Annotated in this window: 10 protein-coding genes and 1 pseudogene; 9 read left to right on the forward strand and 2 right to left on the reverse strand. The window is 68.2% G+C overall.

The genetic code is table 11. The annotated features are described in order from the left end of the window. The first annotated feature begins 431 nt into the window (after positions 1-431). Both FCI23_RS51075 and FCI23_RS61785 read left to right on the forward strand, forming a co-directional pair. Positions 432-968: a sigma-70 family RNA polymerase sigma factor gene (locus FCI23_RS51075; protein WP_246144843.1), complete on the forward strand. Its 537-nt coding sequence runs from the start codon at positions 432-434 to the stop codon at positions 966-968. 156 nt (positions 969-1,124) lie between these two features. After that, positions 1,125-1,457 (forward strand): hypothetical protein, encoded by a 333-nt coding sequence (locus FCI23_RS61785; protein WP_246144844.1) that lies wholly within the window; start codon positions 1,125-1,127, stop codon positions 1,455-1,457. Between the two features lie 608 nt (positions 1,458-2,065). Here the strand turns inward: FCI23_RS61785 and FCI23_RS51085 are convergent. Then, positions 2,066-3,904 (reverse strand): glycoside hydrolase family 2 protein, encoded by a 1,839-nt coding sequence (locus tag FCI23_RS51085; protein ID WP_136730791.1) that lies wholly within the window; start codon positions 3,902-3,904, stop codon positions 2,066-2,068. Positions 3,905-4,040: 136 nt separating this feature from the next. Between FCI23_RS51085 and FCI23_RS51090 the strand changes: the two genes are divergently transcribed. The 4 genes from FCI23_RS51090 to FCI23_RS51105 all read left to right on the forward strand — a co-directional run bounded on the left by FCI23_RS51090 (position 4,041) and on the right by FCI23_RS51105 (position 8,380). Continuing rightward, the gene (locus tag FCI23_RS51090) at positions 4,041-5,075 is read left to right on the forward strand and encodes a LacI family DNA-binding transcriptional regulator (RefSeq protein WP_246144845.1); all 1,035 of its coding nucleotides are present in this window, start codon (positions 4,041-4,043) and stop codon (positions 5,073-5,075) included. Positions 5,076-5,191: 116 nt separating this feature from the next. After that, the gene (locus FCI23_RS51095) at positions 5,192-6,532 is read left to right on the forward strand and encodes an extracellular solute-binding protein (RefSeq protein WP_246144846.1); all 1,341 of its coding nucleotides are present in this window, start codon (positions 5,192-5,194) and stop codon (positions 6,530-6,532) included. Between the two features lie 12 nt (positions 6,533-6,544). Then, a complete protein-coding gene (locus FCI23_RS51100) occupies positions 6,545-7,495 on the forward strand; it encodes a carbohydrate ABC transporter permease (protein ID WP_136730792.1) in 951 nt (316 codons plus the stop codon). Positions 7,496-7,507: 12 nt separating this feature from the next. Continuing rightward, entirely contained in the window at positions 7,508-8,380 is an 873-nt protein-coding gene (locus FCI23_RS51105) for a carbohydrate ABC transporter permease (protein WP_136730793.1), read from the forward strand. Positions 8,381-8,493: 113 nt separating this feature from the next. On the opposite strand, the pseudogene FCI23_RS63460 reads toward FCI23_RS51105, so the two are convergent. After that, positions 8,494-8,871, reverse strand: a pseudogene (locus FCI23_RS63460) (SbtR family transcriptional regulator); the annotation flags it as partial. A gap of 518 nt (positions 8,872-9,389) precedes the next feature. Between FCI23_RS63460 and FCI23_RS51115 the strand changes: the two are divergent. The 3 genes from FCI23_RS51115 (at position 9,390) to FCI23_RS51130 (ending at position 11,343) form a co-directional block, all read left to right on the forward strand. Beyond that, positions 9,390-9,848 (forward strand): transglycosylase SLT domain-containing protein, encoded by a 459-nt coding sequence (locus FCI23_RS51115; RefSeq protein ID WP_136730794.1) that lies wholly within the window; start codon positions 9,390-9,392, stop codon positions 9,846-9,848. A 242-nt stretch (positions 9,849-10,090) separates the two neighbouring features. Continuing rightward, the gene (locus FCI23_RS51120) at positions 10,091-10,384 is read left to right on the forward strand and encodes a hypothetical protein (protein ID WP_136730795.1); all 294 of its coding nucleotides are present in this window, start codon (positions 10,091-10,093) and stop codon (positions 10,382-10,384) included. A 635-nt stretch (positions 10,385-11,019) separates the two neighbouring features. After that, the gene (locus FCI23_RS51130) at positions 11,020-11,343 is read left to right on the forward strand and encodes a 4-hydroxyphenylacetate 3-hydroxylase N-terminal domain-containing protein (protein WP_322974040.1); all 324 of its coding nucleotides are present in this window, start codon (positions 11,020-11,022) and stop codon (positions 11,341-11,343) included. Positions 11,344-11,467 lie beyond the last annotated feature (124 nt).

Here is an 11,467-nt window from a genome sequence, read left to right on the forward strand (position 1 = left end):
TCCTTCACAGGAAAGCGGAATCGGACAAAGCCGACGCTATGACCACGTGTCACCCGCCGCCCCTCGGCACGGACCACACGAGTGACAGGCCCCGGCCGCCCGCACCGGCGCACGCGTCGCGCAGGGGCGTCAGTGCTGGTTCAGGGGCAGGGCGCGGTCGGTGACCTGGCGGTGTGACGACGTCATAGAAGGTGCCGGAACGCAATGCACCGTTTGTATGATTAATCGGGCGTATGTGCGGGTAGGTGCCGGTCTGATTTGTCTCGCACCTTGTGTGACTACCAGAAGCCGAGGAGCACTATGACCTGCCGCCGCAACCGCGTTCCGTCCGTCCCGGCTCACCCGGCCCTGTCAGGCCTGGCGCCGGGTGCGGCCCGATCAGCGCACGGTGCCTGTACTACCTCCGCTCTCGTCTGAACGCGGCCGGTTCCGTGGAGGATTTGACCGGGTTCGCCGTCGCCGCCCAGTGCGGCGACCCGCAGGCGATGAGGGAGCTCATCCAAGCCAGCCAGCAGGAGGTGTGGGCCCTGTGTGCACACCTGGTGGACCCCGAGTCCGCCGACGACCTGGCACAGGAGACCTACCTGCGGGCATTCCGTGCGCTGGAATCCTTAAGCCGGGAGTCCTCCGCGCGGACCTGGCTGCTGTCCATCGCCCGGCGCATCTGCATGGACGAGCCGCCTTCACGCATCCGGCGGCGCCGTCGGGACGCTCAGCTGGTCGACCTGCACCGCGAGCAGGCCGTGGCCTGCAATGTGGCCGAACAGGTCGGGGTCGAGGCGCTGCTCTCCCACCTCGACACCGACCGGCGCAGCGCGTTCGTCCTCACGCAGTTGCTCGACCTGTCCTACGAGGAGGCAGCGCAGGTGTGTGACTGCCCCGTCAGGACCATCCGGTCCTGCGTCGCGCGGGCCCGAGCCGACCTCTTCAAGGTGCTGGGCGCGGACCGGGGGGTACCGCCCTCGTGAGCGCGCCTGCGCTGGACGCCCGTCCGGCGACGTGGCACATCCGGCCTGTCCCGAACGCTTGTCCGGTTCTGCCTGCCAGAGCCGGACGCCAAGGAAGACCGGACGCCAAGGAAGAGGTGGTGACGACGGGAATCAGCGCTGGAGGGAGGCAGGACCGTGCCGGAATGGACTGCGGCACCGCCCGGGAGGCGCAGTCCGCCCTCCTCGACGGGCCGGCGCAAGGAGTCGGGCACGCGCTGGCGCAAGCTTCCGCCCGGCCGTCAGGCGGTCATCGTGCTCGCCGTGCTCCGCCACGACCAGCGCCTGGCCGACCTGGCCGGCGGCAACGACGTCTCCGCCGCCACCACCACCATCCGCCGCTGGCTCGCGACCACCGGGTGGAGTCCGGAGCACGTCCGGCAGATTCCGCCACCCTGCTGCCCGAAGCGCAGCGGACGCGGTGCCGGACGCCGGCGCCAAGCCACTCGGGTCCGAGGACCTCGCCCTTGAACGTGCCCTGGCATTCGACAGGAACTGTTCGCCCTGCGCATCGTCCACCAGGTCGCCCGTGCGGCATCGCCGTGGACGCTGCCGCACACGCTGGTGTCGCCCCTGAACGGATCTCGCTGACCGTCACCATCCGGACCGCCCGCCACACCGTGATCACCGGGACCGGGTGCACCCCACTTCGCCACCGACTCCCTGGATACGCCGCGCGGTCCTGAACTCCCGGGAACTCGGACCGAAAGGCCGCCGGGCCCGCATTCTCCCGCGCCGTGTCAAACGCCCCATCTCCAACTACGCCTACAACTCGACCAGGAAGGACAAACCCATGCCGAATGCCGAGATCACCATCTCCATCGGCCTACCCGCCGATCTCCCACGCCGACCCGTATGACTTTCCGGCGTTGAGCGAAAACCGGCCTCGCCCACGTGTTCAGCGCCGCCGCGATCAACCTCCCCCGCATCGACGCCCACCTGACCGGACGTCCCCTGGGAACCACACGACGCACACACTTCGCCGACCTCGACCTCGATCCGCAACCCCGGAAAAGGACGCGCATACGCCGCTAATCGAATCAGGCGACAGAGTCCCACAGCGTCGCGGCCCGGGGGAATCAGACGGCCGGGGGGCGGCGGTCATCCTCCACGCCTGTGACGATGCGGTGGATTGACTCCAGCGGCAGTTTGGGCTTGCCATCGGCGAAGAGGAGGCCGTTGGTCTCCTGGGCGGTGTCCATGAACTGCGTATAGCAGAAGCCCGCGACGAGTGGGCTCGCCCGCAGAGCGGCGAAAAGATCGCCCAGCAGAGCCGCGTACTGGGTCTCGGAGCTGGTCCGGGTGTAGGAGAATTCGCCGTCGTCGGCGCGCAGCGAGAGGCCGCCGAACTCGGTGATCATCAGCGGCGCGTCGCCCGAGGCGAATCGCTCGGCCTGTCGCCGGGTGACGGCCAGGACGCGGCCCTGCGGACCTCCGCCGGCCAGTACCGCGTCGAAGGAGGCGGCGTCGCCGTAGCGCCGGGTGAGCTGGTCGGGGTCCGCGGTGTAGTCGTGCACGCCGAGGATGTCGCTGTCGGTGTGCTCCCATCCCTCGTTGGAGAGCACCGGCCGGCTCGGGTCGACGGCCCGGGTGAGGTTGGCCAGGGCGATCGAGTAGTGCCGCTGTGCGGGATCGCGCGGGATCTCGGAGGCTCCCCAGCTTTCGTTGATCGGCACCCATGTGACGATCGACGGGTGGCTGCGGTCGCGTCGCACCAGGTCCAGCCACTCACGGGTGAGCAACTCGACCGCCTCGGTGCCGAATTCGTACGCGGCGGCGGTCTCGCCCCAGACCAGCAGGCCGAGCCGGTCGGCCCAGTACAGGAACCGCGGGTCCTCGGCCTTCTGGTGGATGCGGACTGCGTTGAAGCCCATCGCCTTGATCAGTTCGACCTCACGGCGCAGCTCGTCGGTGCCGCTGTTGGCGAGGAGGGTGTCCGGCCGGTACCCCTGATTGAGCACCGAGCGTACGTAGTAGGGCCGGTCGTTCAGCAGGAAGGCCCCGCCGCCGACGCCGGCGCTGCGCACACCCAGATAGCTGTCGACCGTGTCGACGACCACGGACGCCTCGGCGTCGCGCACGGTGACCCGCGCGTCCAGCAGCGTCGGCGTCTCGGGCCGCCACAGCAGGTCCTCGCGGTCGATGCCGTTGCGCAGCGCGGGAATCACGATGTCGATCCGGCTGCGTGCGGTTCGAACCAGGGTAGAAATTTCGGCCAGCACCTGGTCGCCGAGGCTGAGCACGATGTCCACGGCCAGCGGCCGGGCCGGTGTCCTGGCCAGGGTGACCTCGGCCAGGACACCGCGCGCCGGGTCGGGAATCCAGGCCAGGTCGGTGACGTGCTGGGCGGGGACGGTCTCGGTCCACACGCTCTGCCAGATGCCGGTGGTCCGCTCGTACCAGACGGCGTGCGGGCGCTCCTGCCAGTCCTGCTTGCCGCGCGGCTGGGCGAGGTCGGCCGGGTCGTCCTCGGCGCGGACGACGAGTAGGTGTTCGCTGGTGCCCGCCCGCATCGCGTCGGTGACGTCGGCGGTGAACGGCGTCTGCCCGCCGACGTGCTCGGCCACGAGCCGGCCGTCGAGCCAGACCCGTGCGCGGTGGTCGACCGCCCCGAAGTGGATCAGCGAGCGGCCGTCGGTGGTGCCGGCAGGTGCGAGTGTCCCGTGAGGTATGCGGCGGCGGTACCAGACGACCGGGTGGGGCGCGGTCTCGCCGATACCGGAGGCTGGTGCCTCCGGCGGGAAGGGGACGATGATCTCCCGGTCGAACGCACCGGTACCTTCCTCCGCGAACCACGACTGGCGCTCGCCGGCATCGGCGTCGTCGTATCCGAAACCCCAGGTGCCGTCCAGGCTGCTCCACTGCTCCCGGCACAGGATCGGCCTCGGGTAGGCCCCCTCCTGCTCACTCGCCCTCACGGATCCTCCTTGTGCCTTTTCGGCAACGGTTTTCGTATAATGGAAGTTCGTTCAGCATGAGTGATTCTTTGCATCGATGCAATACCCAGCCGGCTGTCACCAGCGAGAGCCGGCCCGACGAGAGGGGGACCGCCCGATGGCCAGAGTTCGGATGCGGGATGTGGCCGAACATGCCGGCGTGTCGGTGCGGACCGTGTCCAACGTGGTCAGCGGGTACACCCACGTCAGCGACGATACGCGCGCCCGTGTGCAACGCTCGCTGGACGAGCTGGGCTACCGGATGGACTTCCTCGCCCGCGGCCTGCGCTCGGGCCGCACCGGGTTCGTCGCCCTGGCCGTGCCCTTTCTCGCCGAGCCCTACTTCGCCGAACTCGCACAGGCCGTCATCCGGGCCGCGGCCCGTCGGGGGATCACGGTGCTCGTCGAGTCGACCGAGGGGGACAGTGAGGTCGAGCGCCGCATCCTCGCCGGCGGCCTGACCAATGTGGCCGATGGTGTGCTGCTCAGTGCCCTCACCGTACCGGCGGCCGAAGTCGCGGGGACTGTCCCGGATTTCCCGCTGGTGATGCTGGGGGAGCACAGCGTCGGGGATCACTTCCCGCGCGTCGGGATCGACAATGTGGCGGCCGCCCGCGCCGCGGTGGAGCACCTGCTCGATCAGGGCTGCCGCCGGATCGTCGCGCTCGGCGGCAACAGCAGCGAGAACGGCTGCCAGCGCATGGAGGGCTACCGGGAGGCCCTGTCGGCGGCGAACGTGCGACGGGTGAACTGGCTCGTCGTACCGGTGGAGGACTGGACCCGGCCGCAGGGCTACGCAGCCGTGCGGCACCTTCTGGAGGGCAGCGGACCGCTGCCCGACGGCATCTTCGCCTTCAACGACGCGCTGGCCGTCGGCGCGCTGCGGGCGCTGGACGCTTCCGGTGTGCGGGTGCCCGGCGACATCGCGGTGGCGAGCATCGACGACATCCCGGAGTCGGCGTTCACCCATCCGCCGCTCACCTCGATCGCGCCCGACCTGGACGTGATCGCCGAACGCGCGCTCACGCTGCTCGACGAACAGGCGCGACGCGCGGCGGACGGGAACCCCCCGCCGGGGTCGGCGCCCCAGGAGGCGACTCCCTTCCGGCTGGTGGTCCGCGAGTCCTCGCAGCGGCTGCCCACGACAGCCTAGGCATGACACGGCCGCACGCCGGTGTCTCTTTGTGCCCGGTCTATTGCATCGATGCAAATCCTGTGCCAAGGTCTCCGCCATCCGGTTCACATCGAATTAACGAGGTGAATACACGCATGAGCGGAGCGATGGCGCGCCGGCGGTTCCTGGCGCTTGGCGGCGGTCTGGCCCTGACCGGAGGGCTGGGGGCGTGCTCGTCTCCGCTGGTCTCCGGCCTGACGGGCGCGCAGCCGAACACCGCCGATGTCGTCTACTGGAATCTGTTCACCGGTGGTGACGGCGCCAACATGGTGCTGATGGAGAAGGCGTTCCAGAAGGCCCACCCGCGGCTGACGGTCGAGGCGACCATCCTGGGGTGGGGGAATCCGTACTACACCAAGCTGGCACTGGCGACGGCGAGCGGCACACCCCCCGACGTCGGCATCTCCCACCTGTCGCGGCTGCCCTTGCTGGCCGCGGCCGGCCTGCTGGAACCGGTGGAGAACGCGGGTGTTACGGACCTGGGCATCACCCGGGACCGGTTCACCCCGGCGGCCTGGCACAAGGCCACCGTGGACGGCACCGTGTACGCGATTCCGCTCGACACCCACCCCTTCGTGCTGTTCTACAACGTGGAACTGGCGAAGAAGGCCGGCCTGCTCAACGCCGCGGGCGACAATCTCAAGCCCATGAAGGGCACGAGCGACTTCATCGATGCGGTGAAAGCGATGAAGGCGGCGGGCGCCTCCTACGGCGCGGTGATGTCGATCACCGCCGATCCGTCCACCGCGTGGCGGTACTTCAGCATGATCTACTCCGGCCTGGCCGGGCCGGTCGTCACCGGCTCCGGCACCAGGATCGACATCAACGACGATGCGATGCGGGAGACGTTCGCCTTCATGCAGAGCCTCACCGCGGGCGGCCTGATGCCGAAGAGCCTCACGGGCTCGGGCGCGAACGCACTGTTCAGCACGGGCAAGGCCGGCTTCCTCTTCGACGGTGAGTGGCAGATCCCCTCGTACCGGCTCGTCAAGGGCTTCAACTTCAACGTCGTGCCCTTCCCGGCGCTGCTCGGGCCAAAGCCGGTGGCGTACGCGGACTCGCACGCGCTGGTCATCCCGCGCAACTCGCAACGCTCCTCGGCACGTACCGGACACGCGGCGCAGTTCATCAAGAGCCTGCTCGACAACAGCGCCACGTGGGCACAGGGCGGCCATATACCGGCGTGGCTGCCGACCCAGCGCAGCAAGGCGTTCCTCGACCAGTCGCCGCAACACAACTACGTGGAGGCGGCCTTCAACGCCCAGTACGACCCCGTGGCCTGGTACACCGGCGCGGGCTCGGACTTCCAGAACACCATGGGCGCGACGATCATCGAGGTCCTCGCAGGGCGGACCAGCCCCAAGAACGCCGTCTCCGGCATGCGCGCGGACCTGAAGAGATACACCACGGCCCGACCGCCGGTCACGATGAAGTAGGAGGCTGCCACCATGACGACCGTCGCCTCGACGCGACCGGCCCCCAGCGGACTGTCCATACGGACGACGAGCGGACCACCACCCCGCTCCGAGCGGCGGGCCGGCCTGTTGCTCAGCGCCCCTTTCCTGATCATCTACCTGCTGTTCCTGATCGGCCCGCTGCTGATGGGCATAGTGCTGAGTTTCTTCAACACGACCACGGTCAAGAACGGCCTGGGCGGCTGGGTGGGCCTGTCCAACTACACGAAGGTCCTTGAGGACTCGCTCTTCTGGGACGCGATGTGGCACTCGGTGCTGTTCACCCTGTTCACCACCCCGCCCCTGGTCATCCTCGCGCTGGTGTTCGCCGTCCTCGCCGCCCGGATGCGGCGCGGCAGAGTCTTCTACCGCCTTGCCTTCTTCGCGCCGTACGTCGTGCCGTCGTCGGTGGTCGCGCTGATCTTCCTGTGGATGTACACACCCCAGGTGGGGCTGATCACCAAGCTCTTCGGCGCCCTCGGCCTGCCGGTACCCGACTTCATCGGCAGCACGTCGGGCGGCTGGACCGCCGTGACGCTCATGACCCTGTGGTGGACGTTCGGCTTCAACTTTGTCCTCTACACCGCCGCGATCCAGGACGTCCCACCTGATGTTTACGAGGCGGCGGCAATCGACGGGGCGGGCCCCTGGCAGCAGATCCGCCTCATCACCGTACCGCTGCTGGGCCCGACCACGAGCCTGGTCCTGATCCTCCAGATCCTGGCCTCGCTCAAGGTCTTCGACCAGATCTACCTGCTGCTCGGTGGCGGCCCCAACCAGTCCACTCGGCCGGTCATCGAGTACATCTACGACACCGGCTTCACCTCCTACCGAGGTGGTTACGGCGCTGCCGCCACCATGGTCTATTTCGTCATCATCGTCGCGATCTCGGCGGCCTGGTACGGGCTGCGCCGCTGGCGTGCGACCAGCACCGCGGCGGCCTGAGCGGAGGACACCTTGATCACTATCACCGAGCCGCAGCAGACCGCGACAGCGGGACCGCCCACCGCCAACGGCGCGAAACTCTTCAACCAGCTCTGCGGCGTGTGCCTGACCCTGTTCGCGCTGATCTGGCTCGTGCCCTTCGCATGGGCGCTGATCACCTCGCTCCGCTCGGACGGGTCGATCACCCAGAAGCCCACGTCGCCGTTCGCCGGCGGCTGGTCCCTCCACGCCTACTCCTACGCGTGGGACAACTACCCGATCGGCTCCTGGTACCTCAACAGCCTGGTGATCTCGGTCCTCGCGGTGGTCTTCACCGTGGCCTTCTGCTCGATGGCGGGATTCGCCCTGGCCTTTCTCCGGTTCCGGGTCCGGGCAGCGGTCATGGCGCTGGTCGCGGCCGGGCTGATGCTGCCCAGCGAAGCGCTGGTCCTGCCCCAGTTCATCGAGTACCGGTCGCTCCACCTGCTCGGCACTTACTGGGCCCTGGTCCTGCCGTCGGTCGCCGCGCCGGTGTCGGTGTTCGTCTTCCACTCGTTCTTCCGGGGCATCCCGATTCCTTTGATCGAGGCCGCCCGCATCGACGGAGCGAGCTGGTGGCGGGTCTATTCGACCGTCTGCATGCCCATCTGCCGGCCGGCCGTCTCCACGGTCGCGATCCTGACCTTCATCAGCTCATGGAACTCCTTCCTGTGGCCGCTGCTGGTCCTCAACCAGACCAAGTCGCAGACCATCCCCGTCGGCCTGGCCTCCTTGGTGAACAACAGCAACATCCAGTACGCGGAAGTCATGGCGTCCTCCGTGCTTGGGTTCCTCCCGCTCATCGCGGTCTTCCTGGTTTTCCAACGGCAGATCGTCCAGGGGATCGCCACCACTGGGATCAAGTAGGCCGAGCCCCGGCACCCTTGTGGGCGTCCTCGGCCAGGGTCTTCGCCTTTGGTGAGGGCGTCTATGAGGAGGTCGACGAGGCGGGCGGCTTGCTCGCGGGTGCCGTACTGGCCGGTGGACCGGGCAATGCCGCTCATGGCGAGCAGGACGTCGTCGTGGCTGACATCCGTGCGCAGGGTTCCGTCCCGGGCGCTGGCCTCCAAGAGGGTGCCGACGGCGTCGGTGAGCAGAGCGCGGCTGGAGGCGTAGGGGTCGGCGCCGGACGCGATGACCGCGTTGAGGGCCTCGGACATGCCCCTCTTGGCGGTGGCGTAGTCGAGGAAGTGCCCCATCCATGTTCGGGCGGCCTCGGCGGCCGTGTGCCGGGTGAGGAGGTCGGCCGCTCTTTCGCACACGCGGGTGAGTTCGTGCCGGTAGGCGCCTACGACGCCATCCACACGGCGCTCACCTGACGCCTGGCCGCGCTCGAAGCCCAGAAGATCTCGCGGCATCCGTCGCCTTCACCCACTGACCCCTCCGACACGCCGAACCAAGGAGCACGGTCATGACCACCACAGCCTTGCTTCGCACTTGTGGTGCCGCCGCTCGCCGAACATGAAGCGCAGCAGCAGCACTACGGCTTCTGATGCGTGCCTTTGCCTGATGGTCAGCGCCGGTGGCGATGCCGTACTCGAACCGGCCCGGGGCCCAGGGGCAGATCGATTAAATCACTCTAATTGGGATTATTTGTCCTATTTGTTCTTTTGGTGCTGGCGAGTATTCCGCGAATCACTCAAACGTCCCCGCTGTCGTGACCTTCGTCATATGGTGTGCGTCACTACGAAGACCGATAGTAGCAAATGGGACGTTCTACGACCTGTTGTTGCAGCGCTGACGAAGCGACCGGTGAGAAGGAATACGAATTTAGGTAGTAGAAGTCACCTATTGACCAAAGATTTTCGGATCCGTAACACTCTCGCTTACCCGGTGGACTTCCTCGGGTTTCCCCGACGGAAGAGACGATCCTCGAATGCAGTTCTCCGCGATATCGAAGCTCGGTCGTATGGCCAAGGGCGCCAAGTACTCCGTGGGTGTCGCCGCGGCCAGCGCCGCGGTGGCCGCTGGTGCGCTGGCTGCCGCTCCGACCGCGTCCGCCGCCACCCCCTCTCGGGGCAACCTGAGCGGTTGGATCAACCAGTCGCTGTCGGTCATGCACGCCCACGGAATCCCGGGCAGCTACTACGGGATCTACCGCAATGTGATGCGTGAGTCGTCGGGCAACCCGAGCGCGATCAACCGGTGGGACTCCAACGCCGCGACCGGCACCCCCTCCAAGGGGCTGCTGCAGGTGGTCGACCCGACTTTCAACGCCTACCACGTCGCGGGAACGTCCTGGAACATCTACGACCCGGTCGCGAACATCACCGCCGCCTGCAACTACGCGGCCAAGCATTACGGTTCGATCGACAATGTGAACGCGGCATACTGACCCGCGCGTTCCGTACGCGACCGCGTCCAGAAGCCCAGGCGCACGGGGACGCGGGCATGGGCAGCGTCGATGCCGTCCGGGGCCGCACCCCACCTGTCCCGGAAACCTTACGACTCGTTCCGGTCACGTACGGGGCCGCTGACCGGATCGCGGCCGCCCCGGTACGTGGTCCCGACCAAAGTCTTGACGCGAGCTTCGCTCACGCCTGGATCAAGCAGTGAACACCCCGTCAGCTCCTCCACATGTGCGCACCGCCAATCTCCCAGGAGATTGGCGACACTGACAGCCGGGGCCTGCTCGACTCCATCCGCCGTGACGACGAGGTCCTCCTCGAACAGCTCGGTCTCACCCTCGAACAGCGCGCCGAGGCAGTGATGGCCGCCACGACCACCGACCGCGGCTGGGAGCCGGTGGATCTCAGCGAGGCTGCCCGGGCGGTCCGCACCGGGGCGGGCCGTGTGCGGGTGACGGCCGAACGCTGCGAGCAGAAGGCTCGGGACGCGGCCCAGGGAGCGCGTGCCCGGCGCGCGCAATAGGGCCCACCGAAAGCTGTGATCGCCTCTGCCCGGTTCACTCCGGTGCCAGTGCCTCTACCGCGCCGCAGCTTCGGCACGCCGAAGACAGCGACGAGGGAGGACGCGGCCTCTACCTCACCGCGCAGCTGGCCCAGCGCCGGGGCACCCGTCCGACGGCGCGCGGCAAGACGATCTGGGCCGAACAGACTCTCCCGCCTGGCCCGTGACCACAACGAGTGAGCTGAAGGCGGAGCCGAGGAAAGCCGGAGTAGCTGTCATTCGGCCCCGTTGGCGGCGGCCAGACAGCCGAATGGGTCTTGCCGCGGGTCCGGTGGCGGTCGTAGCAGGTGCGGGAGGCCGGGGGCGCAGAGCGGCGAACGCCGAGAGGAACACGGCGAGCTTGAGCTGCCGGTGCCGGCCCTGGGGGCGCGTTCGCCGTACAGGGAAACCCTGCAGGACCTGGTCGCAGGGGCGAGGGCGGTGGCACACGGCGAGGTGGGCGGCGGGATACGCAACCCCCGCCCAGCAGCGTCGTAGGCGGCCACACCGGGTTCCGTTTCACCCCGGGTGATTCCGCCGGCGGCCCGTCTCGTTCACCCTGTCGGGTCCGACGCCGACTGGGTCTTGTTCCAACAGACCCAGGGGAGGCGCACGCCATGCTGCGCCCCGGCAAGGACTACCTGGAGTCGCTCGATGACGGCCGCAAGGTGCGGGTGGGCGACGAGCTCATCGACAATGTGGCGACTCACCCCAAGACCCGCGCCTACGCCCGGCGCATCGCTGATTTCCACGACCTGCACCACCGCTCGGACCTGGCCGACGTCATGACGTTCGTGGACGAGGGCGGCGAGCGCCGCTCCATGATGTGGTTCCAGCACCGGAGCGTCTCTAGAACTCTGTGTGTGCCTGTGGTTTCCAGGCTTTTCGGGCGCGGCGTGGCCGTCTGCGGTTGCCGTCCGGTGGTCCGAACCTCGGGTTGAGGGGGTGGACCTCGGTGGCGTGCAGGTGGTGGAAGCCGGTCCGCTTGGCGGCGCGGGTGCGCTGCCGGCAGGTTCTGTGTGAGAGCCGCCTCCGGCCGGCCGGAAGAAGATCTTCGGGTCGGTG

The sequence above is a fragment of the Actinacidiphila oryziradicis genome (genome assembly GCF_005047355.1).
In the GTDB taxonomy this organism is placed as follows: domain Bacteria; phylum Actinomycetota; class Actinomycetes; order Streptomycetales; family Streptomycetaceae; genus Actinacidiphila; species Actinacidiphila oryziradicis.